The organism is Aliihoeflea sp. 40Bstr573, assembly GCF_024105655.1.
GTDB lineage: Bacteria > Pseudomonadota > Alphaproteobacteria > Rhizobiales > Rhizobiaceae > Aliihoeflea.
Genome location: NZ_JAAAMH010000002.1, coordinates 353877 through 374747, shown reverse-complemented (window position 1 = coordinate 374747; position 20871 = coordinate 353877). Strand labels below are relative to the sequence as shown.

The 20871-nt window shown below is 64.0% G+C and carries 21 protein-coding genes and 1 tRNA gene; 8 read left to right on the top strand and 14 right to left on the bottom strand.

From position 1 onward, the window contains the following. Positions 1-229: 229 nt before the first annotated feature. Positions 230-400: a hypothetical protein gene (locus tag GTK01_RS05210; protein WP_252924783.1), complete on the top strand. Its 171-nt coding sequence runs from the start codon at positions 230-232 to the stop codon at positions 398-400. A gap of 210 nt (positions 401-610) precedes the next feature. Here GTK01_RS05210 and GTK01_RS05205 read toward each other — a convergent pair whose 3' ends face one another. After that, positions 611-2050, bottom strand: coding sequence for an FAD-binding oxidoreductase (locus GTK01_RS05205; RefSeq protein WP_252924782.1), 1440 nt, complete (start codon positions 2048-2050; stop codon positions 611-613). Between the two features lie 229 nt (positions 2051-2279). On the opposite strand from GTK01_RS05205, the gene GTK01_RS05200 reads away from it, so the two are divergent. Together GTK01_RS05200 and GTK01_RS05195 are read left to right on the top strand one after the other, a co-directional pair. Beyond that, on the top strand, positions 2280-2597 hold the full coding sequence (locus GTK01_RS05200) for a c-type cytochrome (RefSeq protein WP_252924781.1): 318 nt from the start codon (positions 2280-2282) through the stop codon (positions 2595-2597). A 208-nt stretch (positions 2598-2805) separates the two neighbouring features. Then, on the top strand, positions 2806-4098 hold the full coding sequence (locus GTK01_RS05195) for a sorbosone dehydrogenase family protein (protein WP_252924780.1): 1293 nt from the start codon (positions 2806-2808) through the stop codon (positions 4096-4098). Positions 4099-4265: 167 nt separating this feature from the next. Here GTK01_RS05195 and GTK01_RS05190 read toward each other — a convergent pair whose 3' ends face one another. Both GTK01_RS05190 and gpmI read right to left on the bottom strand, forming a co-directional pair. After that, the gene (locus GTK01_RS05190) at positions 4266-4550 is read right to left on the bottom strand and encodes a DUF6074 family protein (protein WP_252924779.1); all 285 of its coding nucleotides are present in this window, start codon (positions 4548-4550) and stop codon (positions 4266-4268) included. 174 nt (positions 4551-4724) lie between these two features. Then, a complete protein-coding gene (gpmI, locus tag GTK01_RS05185; protein ID WP_252924778.1) occupies positions 4725-6233 on the bottom strand; it encodes a 2,3-bisphosphoglycerate-independent phosphoglycerate mutase in 1509 nt (502 codons plus the stop codon). Between the two features lie 175 nt (positions 6234-6408). On the opposite strand from gpmI, the gene GTK01_RS05180 reads away from it, so the two are divergent. Continuing rightward, on the top strand, positions 6409-7725 hold the full coding sequence (locus GTK01_RS05180) for an NAD(P)H-dependent oxidoreductase (protein ID WP_305883883.1): 1317 nt from the start codon (positions 6409-6411) through the stop codon (positions 7723-7725). A gap of 824 nt (positions 7726-8549) precedes the next feature. Here GTK01_RS05180 and proC read toward each other — a convergent pair. Next, complete coding sequence (gene proC / locus GTK01_RS05175; RefSeq protein WP_252924777.1) at positions 8550-9365, bottom strand: pyrroline-5-carboxylate reductase; 816 nt, start codon at positions 9363-9365, stop codon at positions 8550-8552. A 185-nt stretch (positions 9366-9550) separates the two neighbouring features. Between proC and folD the strand changes: the two genes are divergently transcribed. Then, positions 9551-10450 carry a bifunctional methylenetetrahydrofolate dehydrogenase/methenyltetrahydrofolate cyclohydrolase FolD gene (gene folD / locus GTK01_RS05170; protein WP_252924776.1) on the top strand — a complete coding sequence of 300 codons (900 nt, stop codon included), beginning with the start codon at positions 9551-9553 and terminating at the stop codon, positions 10448-10450. A gap of 16 nt (positions 10451-10466) precedes the next feature. Beyond that, positions 10467-11429 (top strand): GlxA family transcriptional regulator, encoded by a 963-nt coding sequence (locus tag GTK01_RS05165; RefSeq protein ID WP_252924775.1) that lies wholly within the window; start codon positions 10467-10469, stop codon positions 11427-11429. 101 nt (positions 11430-11530) lie between these two features. Here the strand turns inward: GTK01_RS05165 and GTK01_RS05160 are convergent, their stop codons facing one another. Both GTK01_RS05160 and GTK01_RS05155 read right to left on the bottom strand, forming a co-directional pair. Continuing rightward, the gene (locus GTK01_RS05160; RefSeq protein ID WP_252924774.1) at positions 11531-12631 is read right to left on the bottom strand and encodes a GTP-binding protein; all 1101 of its coding nucleotides are present in this window, start codon (positions 12629-12631) and stop codon (positions 11531-11533) included. A 5-nt stretch (positions 12632-12636) separates the two neighbouring features. Continuing rightward, positions 12637-13740 (bottom strand): D-alanyl-D-alanine carboxypeptidase family protein, encoded by a 1104-nt coding sequence (locus tag GTK01_RS05155; protein WP_371924273.1) that lies wholly within the window; start codon positions 13738-13740, stop codon positions 12637-12639. 177 nt (positions 13741-13917) lie between these two features. Between GTK01_RS05155 and GTK01_RS05150 the strand changes: the two genes are divergently transcribed. Then, complete coding sequence (locus GTK01_RS05150; RefSeq protein ID WP_252924772.1) at positions 13918-15081, top strand: M20 aminoacylase family protein; 1164 nt, start codon at positions 13918-13920, stop codon at positions 15079-15081. An 87-nt stretch (positions 15082-15168) separates the two neighbouring features. Beyond that, positions 15169-15245 (top strand) — tRNA-Arg (locus tag GTK01_RS05145). Positions 15246-15254: 9 nt separating this feature from the next. Here GTK01_RS05145 and GTK01_RS05140 read toward each other — a convergent pair. From GTK01_RS05140 to GTK01_RS05105, 8 genes are all read right to left on the bottom strand, one after another. Next, positions 15255-16328: a tyrosine-type recombinase/integrase gene (locus GTK01_RS05140; protein WP_252924771.1), complete on the bottom strand. Its 1074-nt coding sequence runs from the start codon at positions 16326-16328 to the stop codon at positions 15255-15257. Beyond that, the gene (locus GTK01_RS05135) at positions 16328-16510 is read right to left on the bottom strand and encodes a hypothetical protein (RefSeq protein WP_252924770.1); all 183 of its coding nucleotides are present in this window, start codon (positions 16508-16510) and stop codon (positions 16328-16330) included. Before GTK01_RS05135 ends, GTK01_RS05140 begins: the two co-directional genes overlap by 1 nt. A gap of 2 nt (positions 16511-16512) precedes the next feature. Further along, on the bottom strand, positions 16513-17664 hold the full coding sequence (locus GTK01_RS05130) for a DUF5131 family protein (protein ID WP_252924769.1): 1152 nt from the start codon (positions 17662-17664) through the stop codon (positions 16513-16515). After that, entirely contained in the window at positions 17657-18148 is a 492-nt protein-coding gene (locus GTK01_RS05125) for a MazG-like family protein (RefSeq protein WP_252924768.1), read from the bottom strand. Before GTK01_RS05125 ends, GTK01_RS05130 begins: the two co-directional genes overlap by 8 nt. Beyond that, entirely contained in the window at positions 18145-18357 is a 213-nt protein-coding gene (locus GTK01_RS05120; protein WP_252924767.1) for a hypothetical protein, read from the bottom strand. The genes GTK01_RS05125 and GTK01_RS05120 overlap by 4 nt, the downstream gene beginning before the upstream one ends. 3 nt (positions 18358-18360) lie before the next feature. Then, the gene (gene dnaN, locus GTK01_RS05115; RefSeq protein WP_252924766.1) at positions 18361-19491 is read right to left on the bottom strand and encodes a DNA polymerase III subunit beta; all 1131 of its coding nucleotides are present in this window, start codon (positions 19489-19491) and stop codon (positions 18361-18363) included. 65 nt (positions 19492-19556) lie between these two features. Continuing rightward, on the bottom strand, positions 19557-20480 hold the full coding sequence (locus tag GTK01_RS05110; protein ID WP_252924765.1) for a DUF2303 family protein: 924 nt from the start codon (positions 20478-20480) through the stop codon (positions 19557-19559). Positions 20481-20507: 27 nt separating this feature from the next. After that, positions 20508-20867, bottom strand: a complete 360-nt coding sequence (locus GTK01_RS05105) for a hypothetical protein (RefSeq protein ID WP_252924764.1) — start codon at positions 20865-20867, stop codon at positions 20508-20510. Positions 20868-20871 lie beyond the last annotated feature (4 nt).

The window sequence follows — 20871 nt, the reverse complement described above, 5'->3', positions numbered from 1 at the left end:
GCCGCCAGCACCGGAGGTCTTCATCCCAGCCTTCGCCGCGCGGACGGCCCTGCAAACCCAACCAGCGATGCCGCCCGCGCTGGCAACAAGACCGTCAATGCACTAACATTCCAGCCGGACCCGTCAGTGGGGGCTGATCAGCAGGGAGGCCGTTGCTCAGCGTCATGCAGCTCAATTTGAACAGGCGGGCGCGAAAAATCTCGACCTGACGGTGGATGAAACGCGGCAAGTGGGTGACGCGATCTATCAGTCTGGCACCTACTCGATGACCGTCAACGGGCCGAACGGAGAAATGCCTGTTGCCGGGGATTGGCTTGTCCTGGCCGAGCCAGGGGCTGATGGAAACTATGTGATCACCCGCCACATCTACAATATCGATATGCCGCAACCGGCGCAGTAAGGCTTGATTGACTGTCTGGGCGGCCTTTATCCGATCGGGTGGGGTCGCCCAACGGGAATTTGCGAAGGCCACGGCCAACCGCAACGTCGCCTCAAACTCGAATGCGAGATGAGTTCGGCCCCGATCATCCGAGCCTGGCTGGCAAGTCGTGCACATCCACTGGTCGAACCGATACCGTTTCTTCACTGATTGCGCCGCATTGCCTGGTCCTCATGCCGCGCGCACCTCTGCCATCGGCCGTATGTTCTGGTTCATCCGGAACACGTTCAATGGATCATATTTGCGCTTCACCTCGACGAGGCGCTTGTAGTTGGCGCCATAGGCTGCCTCGACCCGGTCCATTTCGTCCTCGGGCATGAAGTTGATGTAGGCCGTTCCGGCCGCATAGGGCCGTGCGGCATTGAACAACTCGCGCGCCCAGTCGATGCAGGGCCGGTCCATGCGGCTTTCGCGCCAGCGGGCGTGGACGTTCATGACATAGTGCGCGTTTCGCTGCGGGAAGGCCGTCGCGTCGGTCGCGACGCGGCCCGCGGCGCCGCCGACATGGCCGAGGAAGACTTCGCATTCGGGACCGGGCAGGCGCCCGATCGCGTCGGTGAGGACATCGATCGCCTTGTCCGGCAGTTCGGTGAAGTCGTGGCTCTTCCAGTAGTTGCGGGCGCCGGGAGTGAGGAGCGGGTCGAAAGCCTGCTGCCAGGCGACGAACGGGGTCGGGCCCACCACGTCGGCGATCGGCGTTCCGATCGAACGCAATTGCGCCGTCGCCTTCTCGCCCTCTTCGAGGTCGCCGCAATGGCAAATGGCGAGGACGATCACCTCCTTGCCATGCCATTCGGCGGGCAGGAAGGGCAGGGGCGGCGCCTGGCGCATGACGGCCCAGCAGGTGAGTTCGTCGGGGGCGGTTTCGAGCGCCTTGCGATACGCCTTCAGGACGGAGCGCGCCTCGGTGAATGGATGCACCACGAGGCCCGACAGGACCTGCGGACCGACCTGATGAAGCTGGAATTCGAAGGCGGTGACGATACCGAAATTGCCGCCGCCGCCGCGGATTGCCCAGAACAGGTCCGAATTTTCCGAAAGGCTGGCTTTCAACAGTTCGCCGTTGGCAGTCACCACATCGGCGCTCATCAAACTGTCGATGGTAAGGCCGAACTTGCGTGTCAGCCATCCAAAGCCTCCGCCGAGCGTGAGCCCGGCGACGCCGGTCGTCGAGTTGATCCCCGTGGGCACCGCGAGGGCGAATGCCTGGGTTTCCTTGTCGAGATCGGCAAGGAGCGCACCGGGTTCGACCCATGCGCGCCGGATCGACGGATCGACGCGAACCGAACGCATCTGCGACAGGTCGATCAGCAGGCCGCCTTCGCAGACGGCGTTGCCGGCAATGTTGTGTCCGCCGCCGCGCACCGAGACGAGCAGGCCGTGCTCGCGCGCAAAGCGGACCGTGTGGATGACGTCGGACGCACCGGCACAGCGCACTATCAGTCCCGGCCGCCTGTCGATCATGGCGTTCCAGATCGAGCGCGCCTCGTCATAGGACGGATCCCCCGGTTCGAGGACGCTTCCGCGCAATCTGGCCGCAAAAGCTTCGATCTCGCTGGCGCCGACCGTGGTTGTCCCGTTTTCGAGATTGGCGATTTTCGTGTCGCGCATGACCCGCTCCTCCAGGTGACTGGATCCGCCCACCGCCAGGGCCATCGTGCGCCCGCGGCGAAATGCCGGCAAGTCGGATACGCGACTATGGCACTCAACTCTTCGGGCTACCCGCACCGCGTGTGCAGGCATGCATGTCTCTGCCTCAAGCGCTCTGACCAGCCGTAGACGAAACCGACTTATCGTCGGATACTGGCCGGGCCACAATCAATCAGAGCCGGATTCTCCGATGAAAAACATACTCTTCCGAACTGTCGCTGCGGTCCTGGTATCGGGGCAATGCTCCGCCTTTGCGCAGGATTTGGCTGCTGGCGAGAAGCTTTATCAAGGTAGTTGCCGGGCGTGCCATGGTCCCAGCGCTCAAGGCATGGCCAGCTTCCCCAAGCTGTCGGGCAAACCCGCAGAACTTCTGGTCGAGCGGCTGCAGACCTATCGCGAGGGTGAGAAGGTTGGTCCCAATTCCGCATTGATGATCCCCCATGCGACTAAACTGACAGACGAGGATATCGAGAACATCGCAGCCTATATTACGACGTCGTTTCCGTAAGTTTTTCTGCGCGGCCATGCGTGCGATCTGGAGCTTGCGCGCGGATGGATCGTTGCCGCTGCCTTGTGGGCTGCCGGTCGCCGGCCTCACTAAGTATGGCTTGATGTAGCAAGACGCCGGAGTTAGCTTCGTGACCCCCTCCAGGAATGGGGGAGAATTGTACCAACGTTTGAGGCTGCAGCCTCAACAGCACTGGGAGGAGTGAATGTTGGAAAGATCTCTTATTTCAAAGACTTTGCCGTATGCGGCCGCGCTGGCGGGTTCGCTGGCATTCGCGGTTCCTGCGGTAGCGCTTGCTGCGAATACCACCAGCCTGCAGCACAGTGTCGTGCTGGAAGGGCTGCAGGCACCCTGGGATATGGCGTTCCTCCCGGATGGGACGATGTTCTTTACCGAAAAGTGTCACGGTCTCTCAGTTCTGCTGCCTTCGGGCGAGGTCAACAAGCTGCTCGGAATGGGCGGAGCGGAAGGCTATGCCACGACGGCCGACGATCTCGTTTGCGAAGGGCAGGCGGGCATGAACGGCGTGGCGGTCGATCCAGACTTTGAGGAAAATCGCCGGATCTATGTCTATTCGACCTCCAGCATGTCCGAACCGCGGACCAACAGGGTCCTGCGCCTCGAGGTCAACGAGGATTTGAGCGACGTTTCGAACCGAACCGATATCGTCGACGACATTCCGTACAAGGTCGCTGAATCCGACCATCCGTTCGGCGGCCCCGGCGCGCACAATGGTGGGCGCATCCGGTTCAACCCGGGAGACGGTTTCCTATATGTGACGACCGGCGACAATCACAACAGCGAAATCCCCCAGAGCCCAACCATCATGGGCAGCAAGGTGCTCCGCATCGACACGGACGGCAATGCCGCTCCCGACAATGCCCCGCCCGAGGGGTTCGACCAGCGCACCTATACTTACGGGCACCGCAATGTGCAGGGGATCGCGTTCCACCCCCAGACCAATACGCCAATCATCGTCGAACACGGGCCCTGGCACTCGGACGAGATCACCGTGCTCGTCAATGGTGGCAATGGCGGCTGGGACCCGCGGCCGAACATGGCCGGACGCGAAGATTGTCCGGATGATTATTGCGGCTATTCCCCCAACCAGATGGAAGGCATGAACCGCTATGAACGCGCGGCATTCATGCCGATGACCGACCTTCAAACCTACCCGGATGCCATGAAACCCATCTGGGACAACAACGGATGGTCGCAGGGTTCCGGCTCGGCCGAGTTCCTGACGGGGGAACAATGGGGCGACTGGGACGGTGCGATGGTGGTCGGCGTCATGGGGATCGGCTTCGGCGGCACGCCGATCGGTCAGCGCATCGATGTCGTTCAGCTGAATGAGGAGGGGACGGAAGTCGTCGACGTGACCGAGATGACGTTGCCCATGGAAGCCGGTCGCTTCCGCTCGGTCGTGCAAGGTCCTGACGGAAGCCTCTACACGGCTGTCGATGAAGGCATGATCCACAAGCTGACCCCTTCAGCGCAGTGAACATGCGCCGCTGCGCCGTCTTCGGGCGGCGCAGCGCTTTCAGTGTGGTGGCGAGTGACGAACTCTCATGTCGGCGCGCCTTGGCCCGTTTGAAGCGGCACGCCGACGAGACGTATCCAGACAGATCTCCCCGGTGAGAACGAGCGAAGGAAAGGTGTCGATCGACTTCAGTAAATCGGGCCATCGCGCATTTTGCCGAGGCGCACGAGCTCATCTCGCACTGCATCCTCGAACATGTAGAGTTCTGTGGCGATGACGACCGGATCTATGCCAACGCGCTGCAGCTCACTAGCAAGGGCATCCGTGACGCGAATCCAACGTCTCACCGCCATGTCCTCGGTCAAGCATCGCACGGTGAGAGCTTTGACAGCATGACGAACCGCTGCTGTGCGCGCGCGTAGCGGGAACGGCAAAACCGCCGCCGCGTTCGATGGCGATAGCTGTTCGTTCATGTCGATCCCTCCCGATCATACTTTAGTATATCGAGGGGGACTGGCGAATAGACCGATCGATCTAGACTGGCGACCGATCTTCCAGGTTGCGCTTCACTTGCGCCAATCAGGCCTCAGGCCGTCTTTCATCCGCTCGACTTGAGCCGGTAGAAAGGTCGATCCTCGCGGCTCCAATCACCTCAGCAGCGACCTTCCCGTCATCGCCTTTGGCTGCGCGATGCCCATCAGTTGCAGCAGCGTCGGCGCGACGTCGGCGAGGATGCCGTCCTGAACCGTCCCGTCCCACGGCCCCACGATGACGGGCACGGGGTTCGTCGTGTGCGCCGTGTGCGGCTCGCCCGTCACGCGGTCTATCATTTCCTCGCAATTGCCGTGGTCGGCGATGATCATCAGCTTGCCTCCGCGCCGTTCCACCGCCGCCGCGATGCGCCCCAGCGCTGCGTCCACGGTCTCCACGGCGCGGATCGCCGCGTCGAGGTCGCCGGTGTGGCCGACCATGTCCGGATTGGCGAAATTGACGACGACGAATTCGTAGCTGCCGCCGTCGATCGCCTCCAGCACGCGCTCGGACAGTTCCGGCGCGGACATTTCCGGCTTCAGATCATAGGTCGCGACCTTGGGCGAAGGCACCATGACGCGCTCTTCGCCGGGGAAGGGCGCTTCCTCGCCCCCATTGAGGAAATAGGTGACATGCGGATATTTCTCGGTCTCGGCCAGGTGTACCTGGCGCAACCCCGCCTTGGAGACGGTTTCGCTCAGGCCTTCGGCAAGCGTCTGCGGCTCGAACAGCACCTTCATATGTGCGTCGAGACCGCCGCCATAGGAAACCATGCCGACACGCGCGGCAAAATCGATGCGACGTGGCCGCGCGAATCCGTCGAAGGCGGGATCGACGAGCGCAGCCAGGATCTCGCGCGCGCGGTCGGAGCGGAAATTGAAGAAGACGAGCCCGTCGCCGTCCTGCATGCCGCCATAGCTGCCGATCACGGTCGGCGTGACGAACTCGTCGGTCTCGCCGCGCGCCTGCGCTTCGGCCAATGCCGCGCTGGCCGTTGCCGCGCGCTCGCCCGTCGCCTCCACCATCGCGTCATGGGCAAGCTTCACCCGCTCCCAGCGCTTGTCGCGGTCCATCGCGAAATAGCGGCCGCTTACCGTCGCGATGAAGGCGCCTTCGGGCCGCCGGCGTTCCAGATCGGCGAGGAATTGCGGCGCCGAAACCGGCGCCGTGTCACGCCCGTCGGTGAAGGCGTGGAACGCGACCGGAATGCCTGCCCCGGCAATAAGGCCGGCGAGCGCCAGCGCGTGTGCCACATGGGCATGAACACCGCCATCCGAGACGAGTCCGGCAAGGTGGCAGGTCCCGCCCGAAGCCTTGAGCGCATCGATGAGCCCGGTCGCGGCCAGACGCTCGGCAAGCTCCGCGCCTTGGGCCGCATGGTTGATGCGGGGCAGTTCCTGGTAGACGATGCGGCCCGCGCCGATGTTCAGGTGTCCGACTTCCGAATTGCCCATCTGGCCTTCCGGCAGGCCGACGCTCGGGCCGAAGGTTGTCAGCGTGGCATGCGGCCAGGTCGCCCATAGCCGGTTGAAGTTCGGCGTCGCTGCCAGCGCCACCGCATTGCCCTCCGCCCGGTCGCTGAGGCCCCAGCCATCGAGGATCGTCAATACCACCGGTGCGCTCATTCTCGGCCCTCTACTTCGCAATTCCGCTCGTAGATAGGCCAGTCACGCCCAAGGCCAAAGCGGAAAATCGTCATTTGCCGCAGTGAGCCGAAGGGTCGAATATCGCCCGCTTGGTTGACAAGCCGATGGCCGGTCAGTCATCTGCCGCGACTTTTGCGCCCTGAGGAACTGCCTGATGTCGAATGTCGCCCTGACGGGGCTCGCCCGCGATCTTGCCCGCCGCGCCGAAAGCGGCCACCCGGTACGCATCGGCGTCATCGGCTCGGGCGAAATGGGCACGGACCTGGTCACGCAGGGCATGCTGATGCCCGGTATCGAGGTGGCGGCGATCGCGACCCGCCGGCCCTGGACGGCCCGCGCCGCCATCAAGATCGCCTATGGCGACGAGTCGCGCGCGGCGGAGGCCGACACCCCGTCGAAGGTCACGGCGGCCATCGAGGCCGGCCGCATCGCCATCACCTCGGTCGAGACGATGGTCACGAACCCGCTGATCGATGTCGTCATCGACGCGACGGGCAAGCCGGGCGTTGCCGCCGACTACGACCTCATGGCGATGGAGCACGGCAAGCATCTCGTCATGATGAATGTCGAGGCGGACGTGACGATCGGCGCGTGGTTGAAGCGCGAGGCCGACAGGCTCGGCGTCGTCTACACGGTCGGCGCCGGCGACGAGCCGTCGTCGTGCATGGAACTCATCGAATTCGCGACCGCCCTCGGCCTGCGGGTCGTCTCCGCCGGCAAGGGCAAGAACAATCCGCTCAATCACGACGCCGTCCCCGACCAGTATCGCGAGGAAGCCGAGCGCCGGAACATGAACCCGCGCATGCTGGTCGAGTTCATCGACGGCTCCAAGACCATGGTCGAGATGGCCGCCATCGCCAACGCGACCGGTCTTGTGCCGGACAAGCCGGGCATGCACGGCCCGAACGCCGGGCGCGAAGATCTCGCCCGCATCCTGATCCCGCGCGAAGATGGCGGCGTTCTGTCGAAGAAGGGCGTGGTCGACTACACGATCGGCAAGGGCGTCGCGCCCGGCGTCTTCGTCGTCGTCGAGGCGACGCACCCGCGCGTCATCGAGCGCATGGACGACCTCCATGTCGGCAAGGGGCCATACTATGCCTTCCACCGGCCCTACCATCTGACCAGTCTGGAAGTCCCGCTCTCCTGTGCCCGCGCGGTTCTTTATGGCAAGGCCGACATGGTGCCCCTGGCACGGCCCTTCGCCGAAGTCGCCGCCGTCGCCAAGCGCGACCTCGCCGCCGGCGAAACCTTCGACGCCATCGGCGAGACCTGCTACCGCTCCTGGACTATGACGGCCGGCGAGGCCGCCAACGCCCGTGCCGTCCCGGTCGGGCTTCTCGAAGGCGGCAAGGTCCTGAAGCCGGTCAAAAAGGGCGACCTCCTCACCTTCGAAAACGCGACCCCCGACACCACCACCCGCCTCTGGGCCCTCCGCCAAAAGCAAGAAGGGATGGTCGCCACCCTCGGCTAGCGGCGACGGTCTGCGCTCTACGAACACCCCCACCCTCTATCCCTCCCCACAAGGGGGAGGGAGGTCGCCAGCGTCGCTCTCTTGTCCTCAAGCTTGGCAAGAATGCCGACGAATGTATCGCCGCGCGAATGCCCTCCCTCCCCCTTGTGGGGAGGGATAAAGGGTGGGGGTCTCCTTCACAAAAACCACCAACGAACCACCAGCCCAGCGCAACCCGAATTGGCTCCCCCGAGGAACCACAAGGCCTTGGTCTGCCCGTCAACACGGCTCTCACACCAGATGAAAGGCGCCACGCCGACGCCCTCCCTCCCCCTTGTGGGGAGGGATACAGGGTGGGGGTCCCCTTCACAAAAACCACCAACGAACCACCAGCCCAGCGCAACCCGAACTGGCTCCTGCCAAGGCGTAGGAGCAGGCGGCAGATCTACCTTCCACCCACTCTCACAAAAATTTATCCCCGTCCCCTCAACCTCACCCATAATCCCCCCATCGCCCTCGTGGGAACCGGTGCGCACCGGGTGTCGGGAGGGCGGCGATGACCTCCCCCTGACGGGCGTCGGAACCTGTCGGGCACGTGAGGGCTGGGAACAGGCCGGCGTCCGCTGGAGCGCGAAAGCGCCCCGAAGGATGCGGGAAAAGCCGCGGCGGAGGTGATCTTCGGATCGTTCCGCTGTGACCGGCCGAAAGCCAGACAGCCATCGGCGGGGTGCGCGGGTTCGCGCCACTCACAAAACCATAGGAAGGCACGGCCCGCGCGCCCCGCTTCCCGTTCTTTGACAATGGCCGGATGCCGAAAGGCAGGCGCGGCGCCGATCTTCCGCGCCTTACGACCGGCCTAGTTCCACGGACCGCGCGCGCGCTGCCTCGACGGCCTTGCCAACCAGTTTTTCCAGCCGGCCCTCATCCATGAACACGGCCAGCGCGGCGGCGGTGGTGCCGTTCGGGCTCGTCACCTGCCGGCGCAGTTCGGCCGGTTCCTCGGCGCTCTCGGCCGCCAGACACCCCGCGCCATAGACCGTCTGCATGGCGAGCAGCTTTGCGACATCGCTCGGTAGCCCGGCCGTCTCGCCCGCCTTGGTCAGGCATTCGATGAAGTGAAACACATAGGCCGGCCCGGAGCCCGACACCGCGGTCACGGCGTCCATCAGCGCCTCGTCGTCGATCTGTGCCACCTTGCCGCTCGCCGAAAGCAGCCCGGCCACGAAATCCTTCGTCGCATCGGAAACCTTCTCGTTCGCAACCGTCACCATCATCCCGCGCCCGATCGAGGCCGGCGTGTTCGGCATGCAGCGGATGATCGGGACGCTGCCGCCCAGGAGCGCCTCGAAGGTCGCGATGCTCGTCCCTGCCGCGACGCTCAGAAACGTTGTGCCGCCATCGGCCAAATGCCGGTAGGCCGGCACGACCTCTCCCATCACCTGCGGCTTGACGGCGAAGATGACGAGTTCGGGCCGTGCGTCGGCCAGTTCTGCAACGGATTCGTGCGCATGGGTGCCAAGTTCGTCGGCCCGCAGCCGCAGCACGTCGTTCGGTTCCACCACGCCGACCTCGCCGGCCTCGAGCCGTCCCGAGGCGAGCCATCCCGACAGCATCGCAAAGCCCATATTGCCGCATCCGACGAGAATGACTCTGATACCCATCTTTGTTCTCCCTTGAAGTTTCATTGCTCATGGACCGGCAATCGATTCCGTGCAACCGATGTCGCGTCGCCGAAAACCGGCTGGCGGTTCTGGCTTTATCGCGTCAAAGAAGGACGCGCAGGCAAAAGCGCGCCGCGGCGTTTTGGTGACGATGCGATACGGCTTGAAGGGCAGGGGAGCTAAGAATGGCAGAACGGATCGACGGCAAGCAGGTGGCCGAGGAAGTGGTCGCGAAGGTCAAGGCGGCCGCGAGCGATCTCGTCGCTGAGACCGGCGTCACGCCAGGTCTGGCGGTGGTGATTGTCGGCGAGGACCCGGCAAGCCAGGTCTACGTCTCGTCGAAGTCGAAGAAGGCCAAGGAATGCGGCTTCTTCTCCGATCAGCACACGCTGCCCGAAGACACGTCCGAGGCCGATCTTCTCGCGTTGATCGAAAAGCTCAACGCCGACGAGCGCGTTCACGGCATCCTCGTCCAGCTCCCGCTCCCCGGCCACATCGACTCCGGCAAGGTCATCCAGGCGATCGCGCCGGAAAAGGACGTCGACGGCTTTCACTTCGTCAATGTCGGCAAGCTGGGCACCGGCGAAATCGACACGGCCTTTGTCCCCTGCACCCCGGCCGGCTCGATGCTGCTGGTGGAAAAAGTCCGCGGCCGCGATCTGTCCGGCCTTTCCGCAGTCGTCATCGGCCGATCAAACATCGTCGGCAAGCCGATGGCCAACCTGCTTCTGGCCGCCAATTGCACCGTCACCATCGCGCACAGCCGCACCAGGGACATCGCCGCGCTCTCCCGCACGGCCGACATCCTCGTCGCTGCCGTCGGCCGCCCGGAAATCGTCAAGGGCGACTGGGTCAAGCCCGGCGCGACGGTGATCGATGTCGGCATCAACCGCATTCCCGCGCCCGAGAAGGGCGAGGGCAAGTCCCGGCTTGTCGGCGACGTCGCCTATGACGAGGCGGCACAAGTCGCCGGTGCCATCACGCCGGTCCCCGGCGGCGTCGGTCCGATGACGATCGCCATGCTGATGGCCAATACGCTTGCCTCCGCCTGCCGCGCCGCCGGGCGCGAGCCGCCGCGCTTTTAAGGGGGCATCCACCATCATGCCCGAACCGTCGCCCAACGGCCGCCAGTTCGCCTTTCTGCTGGTGGACCGCTTCTCGATGTTCTCGCTCGCCGCGGCCATCGACACGGTGCGTTCGGCCAACCGCCTGCTCGGTCGCGACGTCTATTCCTGGACCACGGTTTCGGCCGATGGCGAGGCGGTCTCGGCCTCGAACGGTCTGCCGATCAAGATCGACTATGCGATCGCCGACGCCCCGCCGGTCGACATCTTCTTCGTTTGCGTCGGGCTGACGACGGAGTTTCCGGGCAAGAGCAAGGCGCTTGCCGCCCTGCGCAATCTCGGCCGTCGCGGCGCGACGCTGGGCGCGCTCTCCGTTGGATCATACCTCTTGGCCGAGGCCGGCCAGCTCGACGGCCACCGCTGCACCATCCACTGGGAAAACCGCGCCGGCTTCAAGGAGCGCTTCCCCGACATCGAATGCACAGGCAACGTCTTCGAGATCGACCGCAAGCGCTACACCTGCGCCGGCGGCACCACCTCGATCGACCTGATGCTGGAGATCGTCCGCGCCGATTTCGGGCAGAACCTTGCCAACGAGGTGGCCAACCAGTTCCAGTACGAGCGTATCCGTTCGGCCGGCGACCGCCAGCGCGTCGGGCCGGAACGCGACCTGACGGGCAAGTCGGAGAAGCTGAAGAAGATCGTCGAACTGATGGCCGACAATCTGGACGAACCATATTCCGCGGTCGAGCTGGCAAAATCAGCCGGGCTGTCCGTGCGCCAGGTCGAACGGCTCTTCCTGCGCCACCTCAACGTGACGCCCGGCCGCTATTACATGCGCCTGCGCCTCGAGCGCGCCCGCGAACTCCTGCGCCAAACCAACCTGCCGATCCTAGACGTCGCCATCGCCACCGGCTTCACCTCGCACTCCTATTTTGCGCAAAGCTACCGTCTGCTCTTCGGCCGCCCCCCAAGTGAGGAACGCCGCACGACGTATTAGTCGCGAGACCGCCCGAAGCGCGGAGCCAGGTTGCCGGTACGACCTGCGGCTCGTGTCAGATGGGGGTAGTTCCCGCGCTGACCGATCCGGTCAGCGACCAACTACCCGGCGCGAAATCCCGCGATCGCCAGCGGGTTATCCACCATCGCCGCGCGGTCCGGCGCGTCCACCGCCGGTTGCCCCACGAACGCACCGAAAAGTCGCCGGACGTAATCCTCCGGCAGATCGTGGGTGATCAGCACCAGCCGCGTCCCGCGCTGGCCGTCTGGCCAGGCAGGAAGCCGTGCGGGTGGATGCAGCAGCTTCTGGACGCCATGAATCACCAAAGGCCGGTCCGGGTCCTCGGCGATCTCGATGATGCCCTTCATGCGCAAGAGCCGCTCGCCCTGCGTGGAGCGCAGGAGGTCGAGAAACATTTCGATGGTCGACCATGACACCGGCCGGTCGTGAACGAGCGAGAAGGTGCGGATCGAAGCGTCATGGTGCGAATGCGCATGGTCGTGCGCGTGATCGTGATCATGGTGATGGTCGTGATCGCTCTCGCCCAGCCAACGCGCGACGTCTGCCGTCTTCGTCGCGGGGTCGTAGAGCCCGCAGGCGATCAGCGCCGCCGTGCCCGATGTCGCGTCTGCGGCCTCGACGATCTCGGCGCCCGGATTGAGCCCGCGCAGCTTCGCCGTCAGCTCGGAAACCTCGTGCCCATCAGCCAGGTCCGTCTTCGACAGGACGATGCGGTCCGCGACCGCCACCTGACGCCGCGCCTCCTCATGCTCCAGGAGCGTTGCGCCGCCATTGACGGCATCGACGACGGTGACGACCCCGTCGAGACGGAAGGCGTGCATCAGCGCCGGATGGCCCATCACGGATTGCAGCACCGGAACGGGATCGGCAAGGCCGGTGGTCTCGATCACGATCCGGTCGAGCGCGGCGACCTTGCCGGTCTGCACCCGGTCGACGAGATCGGCCAGCGTGTCGACGAGTTCGCCGCGCACCGTGCAGCAAAGGCACCCGTCGGAAAGCTCGATAATCCCGTCGCCCGACTGTTCGACCAGTAGATGGTCGATCGCGACCTCGCCGAACTCGTTGATGATGACGGCGGTGTTGGTCAGTGCCGGGTCCTTCAGGAGCCGGTTGAGCAGCGTGGTTTTTCCTGAACCGAGGAATCCGGTGAGGATGGAAACGGCAATCGGGTCCGTGCGCATTTCTACTAGCCGCCCTGCGCCTGGACGGATTCCGGTGAGTAGGCGGGGCGGGGCGTCGGGATCGGCACGTTGGCGTAGCGCGGCTGCGTCGAGCGCGGACCGGTGGCGCCGCCAAGGCTAATCGCCATCGCGACGGGCTCGCCAACGCGCTCGGTGAGGAATTTCGAATGGTAGATCGGCTTGCCTTCCGCGTCGCGCCGTTTGGCACGCTCGCGCCAGGCCTCTTCTGTGCACACGACCGGTCGCAGATTGGTCGCCTGGGGGTCGACATTGGCGGCGGGCTGGAGATTGGCGAGAAGCGGAGCATCGCCGGCCGGTTTTGCAAAGGCGTTGCCCATCAGGTCGGCGGCCTTGTCGGCGCGTTCCTCGGGGGAGAATTCGCCGATAACGACGGCGAGCAGCGAGCGTCCCTGCTGGGTGGCGGAGGCGACGAGGTTGAACCCCGCCGGGCACGTATAGCCCGTCTTCATGCCGTCAGCGCCCTCGAACCGGCCCATCAGCGTGTTGTGGTTCTCCATGATGTTCTGGCCGTCGGCCAGCGCATCGAGCTTGAAATAGTGCGCATGCTGCGGAAAATCGCGGCGAAGGGCGATCGCGAGCACGGCAAGGTCGCGCGCCGACGTGTATTGCTGATCCGAATGCAGGCCATGCGCATTGACGAAATGCGACTGCGTCATGCCGAGCCTTTTTGCCTCGGCATTCATGCGCTGCGCGAAAGCGGATTCGGAGCCGCCGATGTTGATGGCGAGCGCGGTGGCGATGTCGTTCGCGGACTTCACCATCAGGATCTTGATCGCATTGTCGAGCGTCAGCACCGAACCGGCGGCATAACCCATCTTGGAGGGCGGCTCCTTGGTCGCTTCGGTGGTGATTTCGATCGGGCTGTCGAGTTGCAATTCGCCGGCCTGCACCGCGCGGAACGCGACATAGGTCGTCATCAGCTTGGTGAGTGAGGCTGGGTAGGACGGCTTGAATGCGTCTTCCTGCGCCAGCACCTGCCCGGTGTTGAGGTCGACCAGGATCGAGGGGCCGGCGAGCGCGGGTCCATGCCACGCCGCCACTGTGAGCGCCGCCGCCAGCGTCGCCAGAACAAGCCTATTGCGCATCATTGACCAATTGCCTCTTGCCGTCGCCATCGTCCGGTATTTAGTCTCATGACCGGGCGGGTCGAGGAACGCTCGCCCGCCACCCGTGAAGAACAGCGGACCCCGCCACCGTCGTCTCTCGACTATTTAGACTATGTGACGCCAAAATGGCAGGTCGACCGGACAAGGAACTCCTCCCACATGCCGATTTTGAACCGAGCTGCCGAGATGCAGGAAGAAGTCGCCGGTTGGCGGCGTCACATCCATTCCAACCCCGAAATCCTCTACGACTGTCACCAGACGGCGGCCTTCGTCGCCGAACGGCTGAAGGAATTCGGCGTCGACGAGGTCGCGACGGGCATCGGCCAGACCGGCGTGGTGGGGCTGATCAAGGGCAATCTCGGTGACGGCCCCACGATCGGCATGCGCGCCGACATGGACGCGCTGCCCCTGACCGAGATAACCGGCAAGCCATATGCCTCGACGACGGAAGGCAAGATGCACGCCTGCGGCCATGACGGGCACACGGCAATGCTTCTGGGCGCGGCGAAGTATCTTGCCGAAACGCGCAATTTCAAGGGCGCGGTCGCGGTCATCTTCCAGCCGGCCGAAGAGGGTGGGGCCGGCGGCCTCGCCATGGTCAAGGACGGCATGATGGAGCGTTTCGACATTGCGCGCGTCTTCGGCATGCACAACATGCCCGGGCTGCCCGTCGGCCAGTTCGCGCTGCGCCCCGGCCCGATGATGGCGGCGACGGCGGAGTTCACCATCAAGGTCAAGGGCAAGGGCGGCCACGCGGCCATGCCGCACGGCACCATCGACCCCATCGTCACCGGCAGCCAGATGGTTCTGGCGATCCAGACCATCGCCTCGCGCTCGGTCGACCCGATCGAATCGGTTGTCGTCTCGATCACCAAGTTCCACGGCGGCGACGCCTACAACGTCATCCCGGAGGAGATCGAGTTTGCCGGGACGATCCGCACGTTGAAGCGCGAGGTTGCCGAAAAGGCGATCGAGCGCATGCGCGCGATCTGCCAGGGAATCGCTCTTGCCGGCGGCGCCGTCGCCGATGTCGACATCGACGTCAATTACCCCGTCACCTTCAACGATCCAGAGGAAACCGTCTTCGCCACCGGCATTGCCAAGGGCGTCGCGGGTGAGCCGAACGTCAACGACAAGATCAATCCGGTGATGGGCGGGGAGGATTTCTCCTACATGCTGGAATCCCGTCCCGGCGCCTTCATCTTCATCGGCAATGGCGACACGGCGAACCTTCACAACCCCGCCTACGACTTCAACGACGAGGTCATCCCGCACGGCGTCAGCTACTGGGTGCGCCTTGCCGAAACGGCACTCGCCGCCTGATCGGCCGCGCGTTGACAACAACGGCCCGCAGCCGCGGGCCGTTTGCACTTGGCGAACGCGCACGCCGGGTCTATGACTCCCAGCCGTGGTCCCGTAGCTCAGTAGGATAGAGCATCAGATTCCTAATCTGAGGGTCACTGGTTCGAATCCAGTCGGGATCACCAAGCCTTTTCTTAGGCGCTGTTTTTGCTGATCTTTCTGGACTGATCCCCGCACCCGGATTGCTGGTGCGGGTATAGAGCGTTCGCGGCCCGTTCCGCTCCCGCCATCCGGTTGGCCTTGCGGATGTAGACTTCCGCCATGCGGGTGTTCTTCCAGCCGTACATCGCAGCGAGGTCGAGTTCGTTGGCACCGTTCTGCGCGGCGAAGGTGGCGCCTGCCTTGCGCAGGCCGTGCGCGCGGCCGGGAACGCCTGCGGCGATGCATTGATCGGCAAACCAGTTGCCGAACGATTCCGTTGTCCATGGCCCGCCTCTGCTGTTGCACAGTAGGGCAAGGTCACCCGTCTTCGTCGCTGCGATCGACGCCGCCAACGGCGGCAGAAGCGGGATGGCGATCTCCATGCCGTTCTTCGTCGCGCGATAGCGAATAAGGCCGTTGCGGATGTGCTGGTGACCGATTTTCGCCGCGTCACCACGGCGCAGGCCGGTGTAGAGCAGCACGTCGAGTGCCAGGTGCGCCTGCGTGCCGATCGGATGCGCCTCGCGGAACTGCTCGACTTCCTCGATCGTCCATGTGTGATGGCCGTCGGTCGCCGGCGCGGACTTGTCCGCTTTCGTCGCCGGGTTCTCCTCGAGATAGCCGGCGTCGACCGCGAAGGCGAAGAGCTGGTTCATCACCTTGACGTAGTTCTGCGCGGCGAAGGGCGTTGCCTCGCGGCGCACCTTGCCCTTCATGATGTCCTTCGTGGTGATGGTCGCGAAGGATCTCTCGCCGCCCGTCGAGCAGACGTTGAGCAGAATCGCACGGCGCATCTTCTGCGTCCCGGGCGCAAGGCGGACGAACCGGCCGCTTTCCATGTAGCGATCGACGAGCCAGCGCAGTGTCGTGCGCGGCGTCGAGATGTGCGGTTTGATCGGCAGTCCCGTCAGCGCGGCATGGTAGCTCGCCTCGAACTCTGTCGAGCCATAGTCGCCGTCGAGCCGGATGCGCTTTTCCTTGCCCCGGCGGAAGTACCAGACGGTGCGACCATGGCGCGTGACTTCGCGCTGGATGTAGGGCTTGCGAGGGCGGGGCATCGCGGCCATCAAAGATAGCCCTTCTCTTCCTCGTCAATCCGTCGGCTGTCCTGTGGAGGAATTGCGTGTTGTTCGGGGATAAGGCGCACGAAGACATTGCCGATCTGGACAACAGGTGCATAGCCGGCCTGCTTCGCGCCTTCGCATAGCGCGGTGACCTGCCGACGTGTGAGGGCGAGAGGCTTGGTCATGGCTATCGCTCCTTTGGCAGAGCGCTGTGCTCTACTCCATCCAAGAGCCTGCCAGCGGCCTTCTTTCCGACTCTACGCATCACGTGGAATCTCTCGCCGTGGAATCCACGTCCTCCGGCTAAATTTATCCAGCGCGATTTGCCTCGATCAATAAAGTCTCTGGAGTAGTCTGCGCGCCAATCAGCGTCATCTCGATCACGGTCGATTGCCGTTTCCCATTCACCCCATTGCTTGAAAAAGAATGGTGTTCCCGCATCTCGGCACTGGTCGCGCAAGGAACGAGCCCAGTCCGGATGCATAGGTCGCGCATTGGCTCCGCTCTCACCGCCGACGATGACCCAGTCGAGCATTGAGCGCTCGACACCAGACCTGTCGGCAACCGCGTAGCCATCAAGGGCGTCAATGATCGTATGATGATCGGGGGAGATGCGAACTCGCCGCAGATTGATAGAGCCGATTAACGGCTCTGCCGAAAGAAATCTCACCGCTGCCGGCGTCGCCAGCAAATCAGGAATTCGCTCGTTGGCGCGGACTTGATCCTCGGCTGAGACGCCGAGCCAAACATTGGGAAGCGGTGCGCGAGGCCAAGCAGGTCTGCCGAGCAGCTTGCCGTCTTCGGTCCAAAAGCGCGCATCGTCAGGAATCGAAAGCGCATCGATGGCCGATTCGACTTGGTGCCAGCGGTCATCAATACCCGCAGGCTGTGCCGGTATGCTGAGATCGCCGATGTGGAAGCCTTCACGAGCCGGACGCTGCCATGTTTCCTCGAAGTACGCGCGCATGCGACCAGCGCGCTTCGTCAGCACCTGATATGTATGCCAAGGGGTGATTGCCATGATAGCAAAGACCTGGTCGATCCAGGCATCAGGAACGCTCTCGTGAAACAGGTCTCCGTGCGCGCAGACGAAGATCAATCGCGGGCGTTTCCATCTTAACGGATCGCTGAGCGATTCCTCGTTAAGGCGGACCTTCCCGTTCCAAACCGGGCCGTTCTTCGAATCGACTGTTAAACCTGCGCGGCTTGAAATGTGACGCAGGCGGGATCCGGCCAACTTCATGGCGTAGCAATTTGTGCAGCCGGGCGAGACGACGGAACAACCAGTGATCGGGTTCCACGTCGCATCCGTCCATTCGATGAGAGATGTTTCAGCCATTGCGCAACTCCTGCAAGCTGACGCTGAGGCGGTTCTTTTCTGATGTCGCATTGAATTTGGCGACGACGCATTTCTGCAGGTCGATGCCCGCTGTTATTGCGCACAGGACGGCTGTGTGGATGACGTCCGCAAGCTCTTCGCCGAGATCGGACACGGATGCTCGCGAGCCGCGCCAGCCGTGCCGCTCGCGTTCGAGCTTCTTGATGATGTTGCAGGCCTCTCCAACTTCACCGGCCATCTCATTGCCGCGAAACGACAGGTCTGGCTTCTGCTCAGGACACCATTCTTCCTGCCGATCGACATGCGCCTTCTGAAGCGCGCGGAATGTCAGTCCCAGCTTCAAGGTCGCGACCTCGCGCAGTGCGGCGGCGCGCTCCTCTATGACTTGCTGGTGCAGCCGGCTCCATTCGGCATCGGCAGCGCGGAGCCGGTCGATCTCGGACGTGAGGGCATCGATCGATGCGCGATTTTCTTGAACGGTCATTGGCCGCCCCAGTGCTGCTCGTCCTGCAGGAAGTCCTCGTCGACCTGCCTGTCGATCCGCTTCAGGATGAACAGGAGCAGGGCGAGCAGGATCAAAAACAGGAGCGGGAAGCCGTAGATCAGGACGCGATCGGGCGTCAGGCGGGCGACGATCGCCATGAAGGCGAGGCCGACGGTGGCGCAAAGCGCCAAGGCGATTGCAATCTTCATGGGTCAGACCCTCATCGGCATGAGAACGAAGAGATCGGCGCTGTTGGCGCCGGTGATGACGGCGGGCGATCCGGGATCGGCGAGGGCAAAGGTGACGTTCTCGCCGACCACTGCGCCGAGCGCGTCGTGGCAATAGCGGCCGTTGAAACCGATCTCGGTTTCTCCCTCACCCTCAGTGCCATCGACAACGACACTGTCGCTGGCCTCGCCCATATCCGGATGCATGCATTCAAGCTGCACCTCTTCGCCGCCGAACCGGAACTTCACGGCCCGCCCGCGCTCGGCCGAGATCGTCGACACGCGATCGACAGCGGATGCGAGCGCTGCGACCTTGAGCGTGTAGCGCTTTGGATTGCTAGCCGGGATGACGCGCTGATAGTCGGGATAGGTGCCGTCGATCAGCTTCGACGTCAGGACGGTGCCGTCCGGCATCGACAGGCGGACCTTGGCCGCGGACACTTCCAGTACGAGCCGTTCGGCATCGTCGATGCCCTTCGTCAGCTTCAGCATCTCCGCGACGGTCTTGCGGGGGATGATGATCGCGGGCATCTCGCCGCTATCCGTGGGCGCAGGCATTTCGCTGCGCGCCAGGCGGTGGCCGTCCGTCGCGACGGCGCGCAAGGCGGCTTCCCCATCGCTCGCTGCCCGGTGGAGATAGATGCCGTTCAAATAGTAGCGCGTCTCCTCGCTCGAGATCGCAAACTGGACCGTCGACAGGATGCGCGCGAGGGCCTGCGGCGCGATCTCCATGCGCGTGACGAACTCGCCGCCCGCCAGCTCGGGGAAATCCTGCGGCGGCAGGAACGGAAGATGGGCGCGGGTACGGCCGGCCGCGACGCGGATGCGCCCTGTCTCGCCTGCCGTGAACTCGATGATCGCCGATTCGGGAAGCTTCTTGATGAAGTCGCCCAGCAGCGCCGCCGGCAAGGTGACGTCGCCTTCGCCGGCACTCTGCAATTCCGCGGTCGCGGTGATCTCCATGTCGAGATCGGTGGCCGTCATGCGCAGCTGGTCACCCTCGACCGTCATGCGCATGTTGGCGAGAATCGGGATGGTGTTGCGACGCTCGACGATGCGACCGACGCGATCGAGCGCGGGCAGAAGCGCGGAGCGGTGGATGGTGAATTGCGTCATGCGTCAGGTCTCGCGCTCGATCGGGATCAGGGGCGGGCGGCCATCATCGGCCGCCCGCTATGGGCTCAGGCCTCGGGCTTGCCTTCGAAGGTCGGCAGCTCGGTCTTGGTCGCCGCGTCGAAGAGCGTCGCGCGGACGTGCTCGGTGATGAACTGGTCGGGCCGATAGACCTGGTAGAACCAGACCGTCTTGCCGCCGGTGATCCGGTAGCGCAGCCTGACCGGGATGCGAACCTTCTCGCCCATGAAGAAGGGCGCGATCGACAGGATGAAGATGCCCGGCACCTTCAGCGGCTTGCCATCGGCACCCTGATGCTCCTCGACGAAGCGGATCTCGCCTTCGCCCGACTGGAGCGTCGTCGCCGCCTTCACCTGCGCGGCGACGTTCACCTGCAGGCCGCGCGACAGTTCCACGACCTGGCTGGGCGTCGCGATCGTCGTGGCGAAGTCGCGCTCGTAGCGAATCTTCTCTTCTTCGGTCGGCGCCGACAGTTCTGGGATGCGATCCTCGAGGAACCAGGCGAAGTCCTTCTGCTCCATCGGGGTCTTGTCACTCTCCATCCACGCCTTCCATTCCTCGGACAGTGGATAGGCGTAGTGGATGCGATGCTGGAGCCAGTCGGCCTCGCCGTCGCTTTCGTCCTGGTGATAGTCGACGACGGTCGTCAGCGAGGGTTTCCGCCAGTCCATGTCGGCAAAGATGGCGCTGTCGTCCGTCTTGTGCCGGTTCGTCAACTCGCAGAAGCTGGCGAAGGTCTGCGCGATCGCGGTGCCCTTCTTGCGTGCAGGATGGATGCGGTACTGCTCCAGCACATTGTCGATCGCCTTGACCTGCGGATTGTCGCCACGGATCAAAGCCAAAGGAACTTCGGCCGGCAGGCCGACGAAGCCCTTCGGCAGCGTCACGTTCTCAATCTCGACACCGCCGGCGCGCTCGGCCAGCTGGGCGATGGTATCGACCTCGTTCTGGAAATCGGTCTCGTCTTTCACGGAAGGTTCCTTTCGGGGCTCAGGCTATCAGGCGCTTTGGACGCCGGGATGCGTGCGATCGCCGGCCTCGCGCGGGCCGGAGAACATGTCTTGCTGCTGGGGGTGCTCGGTCGAAAGCGAGCCGTCGTCGAGAACCCAGAAGAACGAAGAACCGCGCAGCGGCTTCGGTGTCTTGGCATCGATGTCGGCCGTGATTGTCGCAGTGCCGGCCTCGACCTCCATATTGATCTTGAGGGTGACCGAGCCCTTGACCTTGTTCTTCGGCCGGTTGCCGGCGAGTTCCTTCAACTCGGCAAGGGTCTTGGTGATCATGCGGGTCAGCTCGGCGGCGGTTTCGCCGGACTCGAGCGAGCCGATGATGGTCTGCGAATCCCGAATGCGCTTCATTTTG